The 16,632-nt window shown below is 72.9% G+C and carries 16 protein-coding genes and 1 pseudogene; 9 read left to right on the top strand and 8 right to left on the bottom strand.

Going from position 1 to position 16,632, the window contains the following annotated elements; genetic code table 11:
* Positions 1-145: 145 nt before the first annotated feature.
* The 3 genes from ACIOC0_RS00895 (at position 146) to ACIOC0_RS00885 (ending at position 2,506) form a co-directional block, all read left to right on the top strand.
* Positions 146-1,171 (top strand): 6-phosphofructokinase, encoded by a 1,026-nt coding sequence (locus ACIOC0_RS00895; protein ID WP_351093665.1) that lies wholly within the window; start codon positions 146-148, stop codon positions 1,169-1,171.
* Positions 1,172-1,315: 144 nt separating this feature from the next.
* On the top strand, positions 1,316-2,266 hold the full coding sequence (locus ACIOC0_RS00890) for a cytochrome c oxidase assembly protein (protein WP_402150657.1): 951 nt from the start codon (positions 1,316-1,318) through the stop codon (positions 2,264-2,266).
* 69 nt (positions 2,267-2,335) lie between these two features.
* Entirely contained in the window at positions 2,336-2,506 is a 171-nt protein-coding gene (locus ACIOC0_RS00885; RefSeq protein WP_130439938.1) for a hypothetical protein, read from the top strand.
* Here ACIOC0_RS00885 and ACIOC0_RS00880 read toward each other — a convergent pair whose 3' ends face one another.
* Genes ACIOC0_RS00880 through ACIOC0_RS00865 form a run of 4 tightly spaced genes read right to left on the bottom strand, consistent with a single transcriptional unit; the run spans position 2,507 to position 6,591 of the window.
* Positions 2,507-3,709, bottom strand: a complete 1,203-nt coding sequence (locus tag ACIOC0_RS00880; RefSeq protein ID WP_402150654.1) for a sensor histidine kinase — start codon at positions 3,707-3,709, stop codon at positions 2,507-2,509.
* Positions 3,706-5,430 carry a cation acetate symporter gene (locus ACIOC0_RS00875; protein ID WP_402150652.1) on the bottom strand — a complete coding sequence of 575 codons (1,725 nt, stop codon included), beginning with the start codon at positions 5,428-5,430 and terminating at the stop codon, positions 3,706-3,708. Before ACIOC0_RS00875 ends, ACIOC0_RS00880 begins: the two co-directional genes overlap by 4 nt.
* Before the next feature lie 46 nt (positions 5,431-5,476).
* Positions 5,477-5,839 (bottom strand): hypothetical protein, encoded by a 363-nt coding sequence (locus ACIOC0_RS00870; protein WP_402150649.1) that lies wholly within the window; start codon positions 5,837-5,839, stop codon positions 5,477-5,479.
* A gap of 2 nt (positions 5,840-5,841) precedes the next feature.
* A complete protein-coding gene (locus ACIOC0_RS00865; RefSeq protein WP_389031210.1) occupies positions 5,842-6,591 on the bottom strand; it encodes a LytR/AlgR family response regulator transcription factor in 750 nt (249 codons plus the stop codon).
* A 123-nt stretch (positions 6,592-6,714) separates the two neighbouring features.
* Between ACIOC0_RS00865 and ACIOC0_RS00860 the strand changes: the two genes are divergently transcribed.
* The 6 genes and pseudogenes from ACIOC0_RS00860 to ACIOC0_RS00835 all read left to right on the top strand — a co-directional run bounded on the left by ACIOC0_RS00860 (position 6,715) and on the right by ACIOC0_RS00835 (position 12,531).
* A complete protein-coding gene (locus ACIOC0_RS00860) occupies positions 6,715-7,218 on the top strand; it encodes an Lrp/AsnC family transcriptional regulator (protein ID WP_402150646.1) in 504 nt (167 codons plus the stop codon).
* 164 nt (positions 7,219-7,382) lie between these two features.
* Entirely contained in the window at positions 7,383-8,195 is an 813-nt protein-coding gene (ddaH, locus tag ACIOC0_RS00855) for a dimethylargininase (protein WP_402153110.1), read from the top strand.
* Positions 8,192-9,421: an ornithine--oxo-acid transaminase gene (rocD, locus tag ACIOC0_RS00850; RefSeq protein WP_402150643.1), complete on the top strand. Its 1,230-nt coding sequence runs from the start codon at positions 8,192-8,194 to the stop codon at positions 9,419-9,421. The genes ddaH and rocD overlap by 4 nt, the downstream gene beginning before the upstream one ends.
* 118 nt (positions 9,422-9,539) lie before the next feature.
* A pseudogene (locus ACIOC0_RS00845) lies at positions 9,540-10,312 on the top strand (PAS domain-containing protein).
* Positions 10,313-10,402: 90 nt separating this feature from the next.
* Positions 10,403-11,647 (top strand): PP2C family protein-serine/threonine phosphatase, encoded by a 1,245-nt coding sequence (locus ACIOC0_RS00840; RefSeq protein WP_402150641.1) that lies wholly within the window; start codon positions 10,403-10,405, stop codon positions 11,645-11,647.
* 161 nt (positions 11,648-11,808) lie between these two features.
* Positions 11,809-12,531, top strand: coding sequence for a lysophospholipid acyltransferase family protein (locus ACIOC0_RS00835; protein WP_402150639.1), 723 nt, complete (start codon positions 11,809-11,811; stop codon positions 12,529-12,531).
* Between the two features lie 73 nt (positions 12,532-12,604).
* Here the strand turns inward: ACIOC0_RS00835 and ACIOC0_RS00830 are convergent, their stop codons facing one another.
* The 4 genes from ACIOC0_RS00830 to ACIOC0_RS00815 form a co-directional block, all read right to left on the bottom strand.
* Entirely contained in the window at positions 12,605-14,221 is a 1,617-nt protein-coding gene (locus tag ACIOC0_RS00830; protein ID WP_402150637.1) for an alpha/beta hydrolase, read from the bottom strand.
* Positions 14,222-14,360: 139 nt separating this feature from the next.
* Positions 14,361-15,116, bottom strand: coding sequence for an urease accessory protein UreD (locus ACIOC0_RS00825; RefSeq protein ID WP_402150634.1), 756 nt, complete (start codon positions 15,114-15,116; stop codon positions 14,361-14,363).
* 1 nt (position 15,117) lies between these two features.
* A complete protein-coding gene (ureG, locus tag ACIOC0_RS00820) occupies positions 15,118-15,795 on the bottom strand; it encodes an urease accessory protein UreG (protein WP_402150631.1) in 678 nt (225 codons plus the stop codon).
* A 155-nt stretch (positions 15,796-15,950) separates the two neighbouring features.
* Entirely contained in the window at positions 15,951-16,625 is a 675-nt protein-coding gene (locus ACIOC0_RS00815) for an urease accessory protein UreF (protein ID WP_402150628.1), read from the bottom strand.
* Positions 16,626-16,632: the final 7 nt, after the last annotated feature.

The following is a 16,632-nucleotide window of genomic DNA, read 5'->3' as shown; positions in this document are numbered from 1 at the left end:
TGACGGTGCATCCGCACAGGTGAGCGGGCACGTCCAGCAGGCGGACGTGTGCTTCGGCCCCGCCCCCTCCTGCCGCTAGGGTGGCGGGGTTCGAGCCGGACAGCGTGGTCCGGACCCGGCCCCCATGGAGAAGGTTTATCGGGCTATGCGCATTGGTGTCCTCACGTCCGGCGGCGACTGCCCCGGCCTGAACGCCGTCATCCGGTCCGTCGTGCACCGTGCCGTCGCCGACCACGGCGACGAGGTCATCGGCTTCCGGGACGGCTGGAAAGGCCTCCTGGAATGCGACTACCTCAAGCTCGACCTCGACGCGGTGGGCGGCATCCTCGCCCGCGGCGGAACCATCCTCGGCTCCTCCCGTGTCCAGCCCTCCCATCTGCGGGACGGCGTGGAGCGGGCGAAGGGCCACGTCGAGGAGCTCGGCCTCGACGCCGTCATCCCGATCGGCGGTGAGGGCACGCTCAAGGCGGCCCGGCTGATGTCGGACGCCGGGCTGCCCGTCGTGGGCGTGCCCAAGACCATCGACAACGACATCGCCGTCACCGACGTCACCTTCGGCTTCGACACGGCCGTCGGGGTCGCCACGGAGGCCCTCGACCGGCTGAAGACCACCGCGGAGTCGCACCAGCGGGTGCTCGTCGTGGAGGTCATGGGGCGGCACACCGGCTGGATAGCGCTGCACTCCGGCATGGCGGCGGGCGCGCACGCCATCGTCGTGCCGGAGCGTCCGTTCGACGTCGAGGAGCTGGCCCGTCGGGTCGGGGAGCGCTTCGAGGCGGGCAAGCGGTTCGCGATCGTCGTGGCGGCGGAGGGCGCCAAGCCGAAGCCGGGCAGCATGGCCTTCGACGAGGGCGGCAAGGACATCTACGGCCACGAGCGGTTCGCGGGGATCGCCCGGCAGCTGTCGGTCGAGCTGGAGTCCCGGCTCGGCAAGGAGGCCCGGCCGGTGATCCTCGGGCACGTGCAGCGGGGCGGGACGCCGACGGCGTACGACCGGGTGCTCGCGACCCGCTTCGGGTGGCACGCCGTGGAGGCGGTGCACCGCGGTGAGTTCGGGCAGATGACGGCCCTGCGGGGCACGGACATCGTGATGGTGCCGCTGGCGGAGGCCGTGGAGACGCTGAAGACCGTGCCGGTCGAGCGGTACGAGGAGGCCGAGACCGTGCTGTAGCCCCGTCTCGCGGGTGCGGTGCCGTCGTGGCTCGTCGTGCCCCTTGGTCGGCAGTCCTGCCCCCGGTCACAGACGTGGCCGGGGGCAGTTCTAGTCTGGGTTCGGACAGACAGCACAACCCCCCACGAATCAGGAGCCGGCGCAATGGATCACAGCGGGCACGGCACGACCATGGATCTGCCGCCGTTCACGCTGGGGCGGGGTCTTCACTGGTCGGCGGACCCGTTCTTCCTCGTCGCCTGCCTGGTGGGGCTCGGCCTGTACGCGTGGGGCGTGCTGCGGCTGCGGCGGCGCGGGGACGCGTGGCCCGTCGGGCGGACCGTGTCCTGGGTCGCCGGTGTGCTGACCATCGCGCTGATGATGTGCACCCGGCTGAACGACTACGGCATGGTCATGTTCAGCGTGCACATGGTGCAGCACATGGTGATCAGCATGCTGTCGCCGATCCTCCTCCTGCTGGGCGCTCCGATCACGCTGGCGCTGCGCGCGCTGCCGACGGCGGGACGGGGCCGCAAGGGGCCGCGCGAGCTGCTGCTGATGCTGCTGCACAGCCGGTACATGCGGATCGTCACCCATCCCGCGTTCACGATCCCGCTGTTCATCGCGAGTCTGTACGCGCTGTACTTCACGCCCGTCTTCGACTTCCTGATGGGTTCCAAGGCGGGCCACGTCGGGATGATGGTGCACTTCCTCGCCGTGGGCGTGGTCTTCTTCTGGCCGATCATGGGCGTGGACCCGGGGCCCGACCGGCCCGGCTATCTGATGCGGATGCTGGAGCTGTTCGCCGGCATGCCGTTCCACGCGTTCTTCGGCATCGCGTTGATGATGGCGACCGCACCGATGGTGAAGTCGTTCGAGAACCCGCCCGCCTCCCTCGGCGTCGACCCGCTCTCGGACCAGAACGCGGCCGGCGGCATCGCCTGGGCGTTCAGCGAGATCCCCTCGGTGCTGGTGCTGATCGCGCTGCTGTTCCAGTGGTACCGCTCGGAGCAGCGCCAGGCCAAGCGCAAGGACCGGGCCGCCGACCGCGACGGCGACAAGGAGCTGGAGGCCTACAACGCTTATCTGGCCTCCTTGAACGCACGCCGGGGCTGACGGGGCCGAACCGAGGCACCATGGTGGGGGACACGCCCTGAGGAGGGTGTGCCGGAGGAGGGTGTCGCGATGCCCGGTTCCACGGACGGTTCGACGAAGACCATGGGGGTGCTCACCCTCGGCGGTCTCGTGGTGGTCACCGCCTACACGGTGGCGCTCGGCAGCAACGGCTGGCTGTGGTTCGGCTGGGTCGTGCTCGGACTGGTCACGCTCGCCCTGGTGGTGACACGCGCGAGCTGATCACTGCTCGGGGCGGGCGGCGGAGTGCACGCCGGGCTGGTACTTCGGCAGCCGTGCGGTGATCTTCATGCCCGCCCCGGGCGCCGTCTCGATGACCAGGCCGTGGTCGTCGCCGTACACCTGGCGGAGCCGGTCGTCGACGTTGGACAGCCCGATCCCGCCGGAGGGGCTGACCTCCCCCGCGAGGATGCGGCGCAGCAGGTCGGGGTCCATGCCGGCGCCGTCGTCCTCGATGACGACGAGGGCCTCGGCGCCGGTGTCCTGGGCGGTGATCCGGATGTGACAGGTGCCGGCCTTGCCCTCCAGGCCGTGCTTGACGGCGTTCTCCACCAAGGGCTGGAGGCAGAGGAAGGGCAGCGCGACCGGGAGCACCTCGGGGGCGATCTGCAGGGTGACGGCGAGGCGGTCGCCGAAGCGGGCCCGGACCAGCGCCAGGTAGTGGTCGATGGCGTGGAGTTCGTCGGCGAGGGTGGTGAAGTCGCCGTGCCGGCGGAACGAGTAGCGGGTGAAGTCGGCGAACTCCAGCAGCAGCTCGCGGGCGCGTTCGGGATCGGTGCGCACGAACGAGGCGATCACCGCGAGCGAGTTGAAGATGAAGTGCGGGGAGATCTGGGCGCGCAGGGCCTTGATCTCGGCCTCGATGAGCCGGGTACGGGACCGGTCGAGGTCGGCCAGTTCCAGCTGGACGCTGACCCAGCGGGCCACCTCCCCGGCGGCGCGGACGAGGACGGCGGACTCGCGGGGCGCGAAGGCGACGAGGGCTCCGTGGACCCGGTCGTCCACGGTGAGCGGGGCGACGACGGCCCAGCGGACGGGGCAATCGGGGGTGCGGCAGGTCAGCGGGAAGGCCTCGCCGCGGCCGGTGTCCAGCGGGCCGGTCAGCCGCGCCATGATCTCCCGGCGGTGGTGCGCGCCGACGCCGTCCCAGACCAGGACCCGCCGGTGGTCGGTGAGGCACAGGGCGTCGGTGCCGAGGAGGGTGCGCAGCCGGCGGGCGGACCTGCGGGCGGTCTCCTCGGTGAGGCCGGCCCTGAGCGGGGGCGCGGCGAGGGAGGCGGTGTGCAGGGTCTCGAAGGTGGCGTGCTCGACGGGGGTGCCGAGACCGCCGAGGCTCTCGGGGCGGGCGGTGCGCCGGCCGAGCCAGAAGCCGGCGGCGAGGAAGGGCAGGATCGCGATGCACAGGCCCGCGAGGAAGCCGCTCACCCTCTCACCTCCCGCAGTTCCTCGGCGCGTAGTTCCTCGGGCAGGTGGAAGCGGGCCAGGATCGCCGCCGTACCGGCCGGGACCCTGGCCGGGGTGGCCAGGGAGACGAGGATCATGGTGAGGAAGCCCAGGGGCACGGACCACAGGGCGGGCCATGCCAGCAGGGCGTGCGGGGTGCCGGTCACGGGCAGGCCCGCCATGGTCGCGGCGACGGCGGCGAAGGCGGAGCCGCCGCCGACGAGCATCCCGGCGGCGGCGCCGGGCGGGGTGAGCCGCCGCCACCAGATGCCGAGGACGAGCAGCGGGCAGAACGAGGACGCGGAGACGGCGAAGGCCAGCCCCACCGCGTCGGCCACCGGGAGTCCGCCGACCAGCAGGCTCGCCGCGAGGGGCACCGCCATGGCCAGTGTGGTGCCCAGCCGGAAGTGGCCGACGCCCCGGGCGGGCAGTACGTCCTGGGCGAGGACGCCGGCCACGGCCATGGTCAGGCCCGAGGCGGTGGACAGGAACGCGGCGAAGGCCCCGCCGGCGACCAGCGCGCCCAGCAGGTCCCCGCCGAGGCCGCCGATCACGCGGTCCGGCAGCAGGAGGACGGCGGCGTCGGCGTCGCCGGTGAGGGTCAGCTCCGGGGCGTAGAGGCGGCCCAGGGCGCCGTAGAGGGGCGGCAGCACGTAGAAGCCGCCGACGAGGCCGAGGACGGCGACGGTGGTGCGGCGGGCGGCGACGCCGTGCGGGCTGGTGTAGAAGCGGACGACGACGTGCGGCAGGCCCATGGTGCCGAGGAAGGTGGCGAGGATCAGCCCGTACGTGGCGTAAAGGGGGCGTTCCTCGCGACCGGCGGCGAGGGAGGTGGACATGCCGCCGCCGTCGCCCCGGCCGGCGGCGGGGACGGCGGAGCCCTCGGGGAAGGTGAGGCGTGTGCCGCCCTCGACGCGGTGGGCGCCGGTGGCGAGGCGGAGCTCTGCGGCCTCGTGGCGGCGGCCGTCGACGGTGCCGTTGACCGTCACGGTGAGGGGCGCCGCCAGCCGGAGGTCGAGGGTGTCGTCGACGCGGACGGTGCGCTGTTCGCGGAGGGCGGGCGGTTCGGCGAAGGCGTGCCGGGGGGCGCCGTCGCCCTGCCAGGCGAGGACCAGGAAGAGGGCCGGGACGAGCAGGGCGGTGAGCTTGAGCCAGTACTGGAAGGCCTGCACGAAGGTGATGCTGCGCATGCCGCCGGCGGCGACGGTCGCGGTGACGACGACGGCGACGATCAGTCCGCCGAGTGAGTCGGGCGCTCCGGTGAGGACCGTCAACGTCAGTCCGGCGCCCTGGAGTTGGGGCAGCAGGTAGAGCCAGCCGACGCCGACGACGAACGCGCCGGCGAGGCGTCTGACGGCCGGGGAGGCGAGGCGGGCCTCGGCGAAGTCGGGGAGGGTGTAGGCGCCGGAGCGGCGCAGCGGGGCGGCTGTGAAGAGGAGCAGGACGAGGTAGCCGGCGGTGTAGCCGACCGGGTACCAGAGCATGTCGGGGCCCTGGACGAGGACCAGTCCGGCGATGCCGAGGAAGGAGGCGGCGGAGAGGTATTCGCCGCTGATGGCGGCGGCGTTGAGGCGGGGGCCGACGGTGCGGGAGGCGACGTAGAAGTCGGAGGTGGTGCGGGAGATGCGCAGGCCGAAGGCGCCGACGAGGACCGTCGCCACGACGACGAGGGCGACGGCGGGCACGGCGAACGTGGGGTTCATCGGGCGACGGCCCCCGAGTCGCCTGGTTCCGGGCCGTGTCGGTGGTTCATCGGTCCTCGACCAGGCGCACCAGGTCGCGTTCGTTGCGTTCGGCGCGGCGGACGTACCAGCGGGCGAGCAGGATCAGAGGGATCTGCAGCCCGAAGCCGAGGACCGCCCACTGGAGGCGGCGGGCGTCGGGCAGCGCCGCGAACAGCAGGGGCAGTGGGCCGACGAGGAGGGCGAGGACGGCGAACGCGGTGAGAGCGGCGCGCAGTTGGGTGCGCATGAGGGAGCGGACGTAGGTGTGGCCGAGGGTGGTCTGCTCGGCTATCTCGGTGCGCGGGCGGTGGTGGTCGAGGGCGCGCCGGTTGCCGCCGCGGGGCGGGCCGGTGACGACGACGCGGCGCTCGGCGGGGTCCTGCGGCACGGCTACGGCCTCCTCATCAGCAGGTCCCGCAGCTCACGGGCGTGGCGGCGGCTGACCTGGAGTTCCTCGCCGCCGGCGACGACGCTGACCGTGCCCGCGTCCAGGCGGAGCTCGCCTATGTGGCGCAGGGCGACGAGGTGGCGGCGGTGGATGCGGACGAAGCCGCGGGCGCGCCAGCGTTCCTCCAGGGTGGACAGCGGGATCCGTACGAGGTGGCTGCCGCGGTCGGTGTGCAGCCTGGCGTAGTCGCCGCGGGCCTCGACGTGGGTGATGTCGTCGACGGCGACGAACCGGGTCACGCCGCCGAGTTCGACGGGTATGTGGTCGGGATCGGGTTCGTGGACGGGTATGCGGGGGGCCGAGCCGCGCAGTTCGGCGGCCCGGCGCACCGCCTCGGCGAGGCGTTCCCTGCGGACGGGTTTGAGGACGTAGTCGACGGCCTTGAGGTCGAAGGCCTGGACGGCGAAGTCCTCGTGGGCGGTGACGAACACGACCAGCGGCGGGCGGGCGAACCCGGTGAGGAGCCGGGCCAGGTCGAGGCCGTCGAGGCCGGGCATCTGGATGTCGAGGAAGACGACGTCGACGGCCTCCGGGCCCCCGGGGCCGGACTCCAGCGCGCGGTTGATCCGGCGCAGCGCCTCGGTCGCGTCACCGGCGCCCTCCACGCTGCCGATCCGGGGGTCGGCGTCGAGGAGGTACAGCAGCTCCTCCAGCGAGGGACGTTCGTCGTCGACGGCGAGGACACGCAGCATGGACGTGGAGTCTAGGCGCGATCGCGGGGCCTGGACACGGACCGGACGTGGACGTGTCCGCCGGATGCGGTGCCGGGCCGCGGCCGCGGCCGCTCCTGCCGGGGCACTGGGTACAGTCCCCGCATGAACAGCGGACCCGCCCTCTTCGACGAGCTCGACCGGAAGATCCTCACCGCGCTGATGGCGAACGCCCGGACGAGTTTCGCCGAGATCGGGACGGCGATCGGGCTGTCGGCGACTGCGGTCAAGCGGCGGGTGGACCGGCTGCGGGAGTCGGGGGTGATCACGGGGTTCACGGCCACGGTGAAGCCGTCGGCGCTGGGGTGGCGTACGGAGGCGTACGTGGAGGTGTACTGCGAGGGGGCCGCGCCGCCGCGGCGGCTGGCGGAGGTGGTGCGCAACCATCCGGAGATCACCGCGGCGATGACGGTGACGGGCGGCGCGGACGCGTTGCTGCATGTGCGGGCGCGGGACGTGCAGCACTTCGAGGAGGTGCTGGAGCGGATCCGGGTGGAGCCGTTCATCCGCAAGACGATCAGTGTGATGGTGCTGTCGCATCTCCTGCCGGAGAGCCCGGAGGCCGGCGCCACCCATGCCGCCCCGGACGACGCAGCAGATGTGCGCTGAGCGGCGTCGACACGCAGTGATCGTGCGTTGACGCGCAGCACTCGTCGCTTGTGGGGCGTCCCTCTCGCTTCCTACCGTGGTGTCAACCCCACGTCGACACCGGCGACGCCGGCGGAGCGCCGTGGGAGACAGCGAAGCGGAGGGACCCCTCTGTGACCGACACCGTGACCGGCACCCGCACGCCCCGCTCCAGGCGCTTCCTGGTCTGCGAACCCAGACACTTCGCCGTGCGGTACGCCATCAACCCGTGGATGCGCCCCGACACCCCCGTCGACGTCGACCTCGCGCGGGAGCAGTGGCAGTCGCTGATCCGCGCCTACCGCGCCCACGGCCACACCGTGGACTCCGTGGAGCCGGCCCCCGGCCTGCCCGACATGGTCTTCGCGGCGAACTCCGCGGTCGTCGTCGGCGGCCGGGTCTTCGGCTCGCTGTTCCACGCGCCGGAGCGGCGCGGCGAGTCCGCCCACTACGACACCTGGTTCCAGTCGGCGGGCTACGAGGTCCACCGGCCCCGGTCCGTGTGCGAGGGCGAGGGGGACCTGGTGTGGACGGGCCGGTACGTGCTCGCCGGCACCGGGTTCCGCACGACCCGGGAGGCGCACCGGGAGGCGCAGGAGTTCTTCGGCCACCCGGTGATCAGCCTGACGCTGGTCGATCCGCACTTCTACCACCTGGACACGGCGTTGTTCGTCCTCGACGACGAGAACGTCTCCTACTATCCGGAAGCGTTCTCGCCGGGCAGCCGGGCGGTGCTGGCGCGGCTGTACCCGGACGCGGTGCTCGCCACCCGTGACGACGCGTTCGCGTTCGGCCTGAACTCCGTGTCCGACGGCCGTCATGTGTTCATCGCCCCGCGGGCCGAGGCCCTCGCCGCGCGTCTGGAGGAGCGCGGTTACGTTCCCGTCCCCGTCGACCTGTCCGAGTTCCAGAAGGCCGGCGGTGGCATCAAGTGCTGCACTCAGGAGATCCGTTCATGACCGCTCCCGCCCGTGTCACCGCCCCCGCGCGCACCTCAGCCGAGCTGATCCGGGCCGAGGAGCCCGTCCTCGCGCACAACTACCACCCGCTGCCCGTGGTGGTGGCCCGCGCCGAGGGAGCGTGGGTGGAGGACGTGGAGGGCCGCCGGTATCTCGACATGCTGGCCGGCTACTCGGCGCTGAACTTCGGCCACCGGCACCCGGCGCTGGTGGAGGCGGCGCACCGCCAGCTGGACCGGCTGACGCTGACGTCCCGCGCGTTCCACAACGACCGGCTCGCCGAGTTCGCCGAGCGGCTGGCGGGGCTGACCGGGCTGGACATGGTGCTGCCCATGAACACCGGCGCGGAGGCCGTCGAGAGCGGCGTCAAGGTGGCCCGCAAATGGGCGTACGAGGTGAAGGGCGTGCCGGCCGACCGGGCGACGATCGTGGTCGCCGCGGACAACTTCCACGGCCGTACGACGACGATCGTGAGCTTCTCGACGGACGAGACGGCGCGGTCGGGGTTCGGTCCGTTCACGCCGGGCTTCCGGATCGTGCCGTACAACGACCTCGCGGCGCTGGAGGAGGCGGTCGACGAGACGACGGCGGCGGTGCTGATCGAGCCGATCCAGGGTGAGGCGGGGGTGGTGATCCCCGACGACGGCTATCTGACGGGGGTGCGGGAGCTGACCCGCCGCAAGGGCGCCCTGTTCATCGCGGACGAGATCCAGTCGGGCCTCGGCCGGACGGGGCGGACGCTGGCGGTGGAGCACGAGGGGGTCGTCCCCGACGTGGTGCTGCTGGGCAAGGCGCTGGGCGGCGGGATCGTGCCGGTGTCGGCGGTGGTGGCGCGGCGGGATGTGCTGGGCGTGCTGCGTCCGGGCGAGCACGGGTCGACGTTCGGCGGCAACCCGCTGGCGGCGGCCGTGGGCACGGCGGTGGTGGAGCTGCTGGAGACGGAGGTGTTCCAGCGGCGGGCGGCGGAGCTGGGGATGGTCCTGCGGGAGGGCCTGGCCGCTCTGGTCGGCCGGGGCGTCGTCGGCTTCCGTGCGCGCGGGCTGTGGGCGGGGGTCGACGTGGACCCGGCGGTGGGGACGGGACGGGAGATCGGGGAGCGGCTCCTGCGGGAGGGCGTCCTGGTGAAGGACACCCACGGTTCGACGATCCGGCTGGCCCCGCCCCTGACGATCACCGAGGAGGAGCTGACGGCGGCGCTGGGGGCGCTGGCCAGGGTGCTCGCATGAGGAGACCCCTACCGGAAGGGCATCTTCCAATTCTCTCGCCCGGCGTGCGGCGCCGGTGAGGTGGGTGAGGACGGGGGCCGGAGACGGTAGACCACTCTCAGCGACAGAGAGGTCAGCCGTGGGCTCACACGACGAGGACGGCGTCGCCCGTCGGGGATATTCGGCGTGGCGGACGCCGCGCCGCTGCTGCTCGACGCGCGGGGCGTGGTGACCAGTTGGACCGGGGACGCCGAGCGCCTGCCGGGGTACGCGGGCGACGAGGCGGTGGGCAAGGACCTGGCCGGGCTGCTGACCGTCGGTGACGCCGGGCGGGTGCCGGACGTCCTGGAGCGGTGCCGGCGGGACGGCGGGTGGGCGGGGCTGCTGTCCGCCCGCCGCAAGGACCAGGAGCCGCTGCCGGTGATGGCGCGGATCACCTCGGCCGACGAGCCCGGCGGCCCGGCCCGCCGGCTGGCGCTGCTCATCGAGATCGAGGGCGCGCCCGGCTGGAGCATGAGCCGCCCGGTGCTGGAGCAGATGGTGGACGGGGCTCCGGTGGGCATCGCGGTCGTCGACACCGATCTGCGGTTCGTGTGGTCGAACGCGGCGCTCGGCCGGTTCGGCGGCGGGCCGCCCGAGCGCCGGCTCGGGCTGCGGCTGGCCGACGTGCAGCCGGGCTTCGACGCCCGGGCGGTCGAGGCGCAGATGCGGCACGTCCTCGGCACCGGGCGCTGGTGCGCGAGGTCCACGACGGCGGCGCCACCGCGCCCCGTCCGCGCCATCCGTGCACGACGGACGAGGGCGGCCGGGGGCTGCTGCCGGTCTCAGCTCACCCGGCGCTGGAGCACCCGGTTCACCCCCGAGGGGAAGATCATCCGGGCGGAGCAGTCCCTGACCTCGCCCGACGCGTGACCTGACGCCGCCCCGGTCCTTTTCCGCCTGCGAACCCGTGCCCCACCCCCATGAGAAAATGATGCAAAAGCGGCAGATGGGGCACGGGTGATGAACGACACGGAGATCGACTACGCGGCGGTGTTCCAGGCCCTGCCCGGGATGGTCGCCCTGCTGACCCCGCAACTGGTGTACGCCGACGCCAACGAGGAGTTCCTGCGGGTGGCGGGGCGCCGGCGCGAGCAGGTGATCGGCCGCCATGTCTTCGAGGTCTTCCCGGACAACCCCAACGACCCCTCCGCGAGCGGCATGCGCAACCTGGAGGCCTCGCTGCACCGCGTGCTGGCCACCGGTGAACGCGACGCCATGGCGCTCCAGCGCTACGACCTCGAGTCCCACGACCGGCCCGGGGAGTGGGAGGAGCGCTACTGGAGCCCCGTCAACGCGCCGGTGCTCGGGCCCGGCGGGTCCGTGGCGCTGGTCGTGCACCGCGTGGAGGAGGTGACGGAGCTGATCCGCGCCCGCGGCGGCCGCGGGGCCGGGGACCGGGCCCCGACCCGGTCCCGGGTGCTGGAGGCCGAGCTGTACACCAGGGCCCGCGAGCTCCAGGAGCTCAACGAGCGCCTGCGGCTGGCCCACGCCCGCGAGCGCGAGGTGGCCCTCGCCCTCCAGGAGGCGATGCTGCCCGCACACACCCAGGTGCGGCACCTCGGAGCCGCCGTGCGCTACCGGCCCGCGGTCGGCGCGCTCAACGTCTGCGGGGACTGGTACGACCTGGTGGACCTGGTCGGCGGACGCCGTGTCGGCGTGTCCGTGGGGGACGTCGTGGGGCACGGCCTGGAGGCCGCCGGGGTGATGGGCCAACTGCGCAGCGCGCTGAGCGCCACCTCCCGGGTCGCCGTGGGACCCGCCCAGGCGCTGGACGTCCTCGGCCGGTACGCCCATGTCGTGGACGGCGCCGAGTCGGCCACCGCGGTCACCACGTTCATCGACTTCGACCACCACACCATCGCCTACAGCAGCGCCGGCCATCCCCCTCCGGTGCTCGTGCACGCCGACGGCCGGGTGGAGTTCCTCGACCGGGCCACCGACCCCCCGCTGGACGCCCGCCCCGACCCCGTCCCCCGCCCGCAGGCGACCACCTCCTTCGACCCGGGCGCGACCCTCGCGCTGTACACCGACGGCCTGGTGGAACGCCGCCACGAGGACCTGGACACCGGCCTGACCCGCCTCGCCGACTCCCTCGCCCGCCACCGCGCCGACGACCCGGAGACCCTCGCCGACGCGGTACTCCTGGAACTCCTCCCCCACGGAGGCGCGACGGACGACACGGCGCTGGTGATCGTGCGGTTGTGACCCGTCGTGACGGGCCGTTCAGCCTCGATCAAGCCGGCGGCGTCGGGGAGTTGCCCGTGACCTGGAAGGTCCCGTGGCGTTCCCGGGGTTGCTGGGGGGTGGGCGGGAGCAGGACCCTGTTCAGATGGCCGTTCGCCGATCCGCCGGAGTGAGGAGCAACCTTGTTCTATTACGTGCTCAAGTACGTCTTGCTGGGGCCCCTGCTGAGACTGGTCTTCCGGCCGCGGATCGAAGGCCTCGAGCACGTGCCGGACTCCGGAGCGGCCATCGTCGCGGGCAATCACCTCTCGTTCTCCGATCACTTCCTCATGCCGGCGATCCTCAAGCGGCGCATCACGTTCCTGGCCAAGGCCGAGTACTTCACCGGCCCCGGGATCAAGGGGCGGCTCACGGCGGCCTTCTTCCGCAGCGCGGGGCAGATCCCCGTCGACCGCTCCGGCAAGGAGGCCGGGCAGGCGGCGATCCGTGAGGGGCTTGGGGTGCTGAGCAAGGGCGAGCTGCTGGGCATCTATCCCGAGGGCACCCGCTCGCACGACGGCCGCCTCTACAAGGGCAAGGTCGGCGTTGCGGTGATGGCCCTGAAGGCGGGGGTGCCGGTCGTGCCGTGCGCGATGATCGGCACCTTCGAGGCACAGCCGCCCGGCAAGGTGATCCCCAACGTCCACCCGGTGGCGATCCGCTTCGGCGAGCCCCTCGACTTCTCCCGCTACGCCGGGATGGAGAACGAGAAGGCCGTGCTGCGCGCGATCACCGACGAGATCATGTACGCGATCCTGACGCTGTCCGGGCAGGAGTACGTCGACCAGTACGCCGCCGTGGTCAAGGCGGAGGAGGCCGCGGCGAAGGAGAAGGCGCGCAGGTTCCCGCGGCTGCCGCTCAGGTGACGCGTCGTGAGGCATGGAAGAGGGGCGGACCGGATCACTCCGGGCCGCCCCCTTCCGTGTCCGCAAGCGGCGCTTACGGCTTGGGCGTGGCGTGCGGGGCGCAGGTCACGTCCGCGCCGTCCAGCTTGCCCGTGAGGAGGTAGGCGTCCACCCGGGTGTTGATGCAGGAGTTGACCAGGCTGGTCACCCCGTGGGAGCCGGCGTTCTTCTCGGTGATCAGGCGCGAGCCCTCGAAGCGCTTGTGCAGTTCGACGGCGCCGCCGTAGGGAGTGGCCGCGTCCCGCTCCGACTGCACGATGAGCACCGGCGGCAGGTCCTTGTTGCTCTTGACGTTCACCGGGGTCTGCTGCTTCGCCGGCCAGAAGGCGCAGGGCAGGTTCATCCAGGCGTTGGCCCACGTCATGAACGGGTGGTCCTTGTGCAGCCGGGTGTTGTCCCGGTTCCAGGTCCGCCAGTTCGTCGGCCACTTGGCGTCGGCGCACTCGACGGCCGTGTAGACGGCGTTGCCGTTCTCGGAGGTGATGTTGCCGGCGGTGTCCGTGAGGTCGGGGGCCGCCGCGTCGACGAGCGCCTGGGTGTCACCGGCGACGTACTTGCTGAAGACGGTGGCGACCGGGATCCACGAGGAGTCGTAGTACGGGGCGCTCTGGAAGAAGGAGATCAGCTCGGCCGGGCCGACGACCCCGCCGATGGGGCTCTTCTTGGCGGCGGCGCGCAGGGAGAGCCACTTGGCCTGGACGGCGTCACGGGTGGCGCCGAGGTGGAAGGTCGCGTCGTTGGCGGCGACCCAGTCCTGCCAGTCCTTCCAGCGGCCCTCGAAGGCGACGTCCTGGTCCAGGTTGGCCTGGTACCAGACCTTCTCCCTGGACGGGTCGACGACGCTGTCGACGATCATCCGGCGCACGTGGCCCGGGAACAGCGTGCCGTAGACGGCCCCGAGGTAGGTGCCGTAGGAGACGCCGAGGAAGTTGAGCTTCTTCTCACCGAGGGCGGCGCGGATGACGTCCATGTCGCGCACGGTGTTCGGTGTGGTCATGTGGGGCAGCATCTCGCCGCTGCGCTCGGCGCAGCCCTCGGCGTACTCGCGGGCGAGCTTGATGTGGGCGAGCTTGTCGGCCTCGCTGTCGGGGACCGGGTCGCTCTTGGGCGCCTTGACGAACTCCGTCGGGTCGGCGCACGAGATGGGCGCGGACTTGCCGACGCCGCGCGGGTCGAAGCCGACGAAGTCGTAGGCCTTGGCGACGTTGGCCCACACGGGCGCCTTGGTCGTGACCCGGCGCGGGAAGCGCAGGCCGGAACCGCCGGGGCCGCCCGGATTGTAGACGAGGGCGCCCTGGCGCTCCTCCTTCGTGCCGGTGTTGCCGATGCGGTCGACGGCCAGCTTGATCTGCTTGCCGTCGGGCTTGGCGTAGTCGAGCGGGACGGTGACCCAGCCGCACTGGATCGGCTTCTCCAGGCCCCAGTCGGCGGGGCAGTCCCGCCAGTCGACGCCGGCCGCGGCGGCGCGCTCCGCGGCGATGGCGGCGCCGCGCATCTCCCGGTCCTGACCGGTCTGCGCGCTCTGCCCGCTCACCGCACCGGCCGCGCTCGCGGTGGGCGCTGCGACCGCGCCGGCGATCAGCGTGGCGGCGACGAGCGCGCCGGCCGAGCCGAGTGCCGCGGTCCGCCTGTTCGGTCGTATGTCCCTCAAGTGGGAATCTCCCGTGTCTGGTTGTGACAGTCACCGGGGATCCTCGCGGCTGTGAGGCCGCCGGGAACAGGTGTCGCCGAGGTTCTTTGCCAATCCGATAACCGGAGAAACGCGCCCGCTGAACGGATGAACGCCCGGATCAGACAACCCGGTTGAGGGCTTCGTCCAGCAGCCGCCGCAGGCGCAGGCCGTCCGGGGCGACGGCGGTCACCAGCGCGGCCGGCCCGGCGAGCGGCATGAGCGCGGCGCCGTCCCCGAGGCTCCGCGCCGGCACCGGCCGATCCGCGAACTCCGGCGCCACCAGCACGATCTGTCCGACCGCGCGGTTGCCCCCGAGCACCGCGGGCCCGTCCCAGCCGCCGGGCGCACCGGGTCCGCAGGCCAACTCCTGGTCGAGCAGGGTCCGTCCGCCGACCCGTACCACGAGACGGCTGGTGAGCCGCCCCGGTTCCTCCCCCGCCCGCCCGAGCACCTGCTCCTCACGCAGCACCAGCCGCGCCTTGGGCGCGAGGTCGGCGTGGGTGACCACGTGCAGGTCGCTGCCCCGGGCGGAGATCAACGGCTCGGGCAGCCAGTGCAGTTCGCCGCCGTCGGCGACGTCGATCCGTACGCCGTACCGGGCCTCGTCCTTGGTCTGGCCCGGCAGCGCGATCGTGGCGGCGGCGGAGCCGACGCGCAGCCGGGCACCGCTGTCGACGACGGTCTCCACCGCGAAGCGGTCACCGCCGAGGGGCCCGCTCATCGCCCCGACGAGCACGACCCGGGCCTCACCGCCCGGGGCCGCGCGGGTGCGCCGCAACGCGAGCGGACCGTCGCTCTCCAGGACGGGCAGCGAGGTCCCCCCGCGCCCGTCCGCCGCCGCCCGGATCCGCGCGGTGGCACGTACAGCGCTCATGTCACGCCGTCCACGCGGCGAGCCGCGCCCGCACCCACGCGGCCACGTCGGCCACCCCGGTCTCGCTCCGCAACGACTGGAAGACGACGGGCAGTTCGGCGCGCTGCGCCTTGGCGTCGGCGGCCATCCGGGCGAGGTCGGAGCCGACGTACGGCGCGAGGTCGGTCTTGTTGACGACGAGCAGGTCGGCGGTGGTCACGCCCGGGCCGCCCTTGCGGGGGATGTCGTCCCCGCCGGCGACGTCGATGACGAAGATCTGCGCGTCCACCAGCCCCTTGGAGAAGGTGGCGGTGAGATTGTCCCCGCCGGACTCCACGAGCACGAGGTCGAGCGGCCCGACCGCGTCCTCCAGGTCCTCCACCGCTTCGAGGTTGGCGGAGATGTCGTCCCGGATCGCGGTGTGCGGGCAGGCTCCCGTCTCGACGGCCGTGATCCGCTCGGGCGGCAGCACCGCCTCCCGCAGCAGGAACTCGGCGTCCTCACGGGTGTAGATGTCGTTGGTGACGACGGCGAGCGCCAACTCCTCCCGCAGCACCCGGCAGAGCGCGGCGACGGTGGCGGTCTTCCCCGACCCGACGGGCCCTCCGAGCCCGATCCGCAGAGCCCTGCGCCCCCCGTCGGCCCGCCGGGCGTCGGCACTGACAGCGGCGGGACCGTGATGAGAATGATCAAGATGCATGTACGACTCCTCCAAGGTGAGTGCTCCAGCCCGTCTGGGGGTCCCCCTCTGGGGGAATTCGAGGACGAGGAGCGTCCAGGGCCGAAGCGGGGGTTTGGGGGGCGCCAGCCCCGCTGTGGACGGGACGGCAAGGGGCGGCGGGGGCGAACCCCCCTCTAGGAGGCGAACAACCGCACAGACCACTCCGCATGCACCTCCGCCCCGATCTCCGACAACGGCGCGGAAGCGGAAGGAAGCACCCCCACCCCCTCCCCCAGGGCGGCCACCCCCGCGGACACGGCCAGGTCCACCACCCGATCGAGCGACGGCGCCAACCGCGCCAGCACCCCGGTCGCCTCGAACGGATCCAGGCTCAGCAGTCGCACCACAGCCGACGCCGGCCCGCTCACACTCTCGTACCCCGCGCAGTACGCGGCGTCCTCGGGCCCCAGCCCCGCCGAGCGCGCCGCAAGCCCGAGCACCACCGCCTGGTGCGCGCCCTTGGGGAACTGACCTGCCACGGCGTCGAGTTCGGCGCCTGGCCAAGCCGCGCGAGCGGCCCGCATCAACTGGCGGCCCAGTTTCCGGGCGACCAGCCGCAGCGCCGGCGACGGCGTGCGCGCGTCCGCGGCGGCGTCCAGCTCCGCCGGGTCCGCCCCGGCCGCGGCCGCCGCGGCGAGCGACGCCGCCACCAGGCCCGCCGTGTGCAACCGCCCCCGGCAGAAGGCCTCCAGAGACGCCGCGTCGGTGATCCGCCCCGCCTTCACGGCCTCCTCCGCCCCGCCGGAGTGGGCGTGCCCGCCGGCGGGGAAGCGGCCGTCGGCGAGGATCAGAAGTGCTGCCCGTGTCATGCCGTCA

The sequence above is a fragment of the Streptomyces sp. NPDC088254 genome (genome assembly GCF_044740925.1).
Taxonomy (GTDB): Bacteria; Actinomycetota; Actinomycetes; order Streptomycetales; family Streptomycetaceae; genus Streptomyces.
The sequence above is the reverse complement of the archived record's forward strand: the minus strand, read 5'-3'. Positions and strand labels throughout refer to the sequence as shown.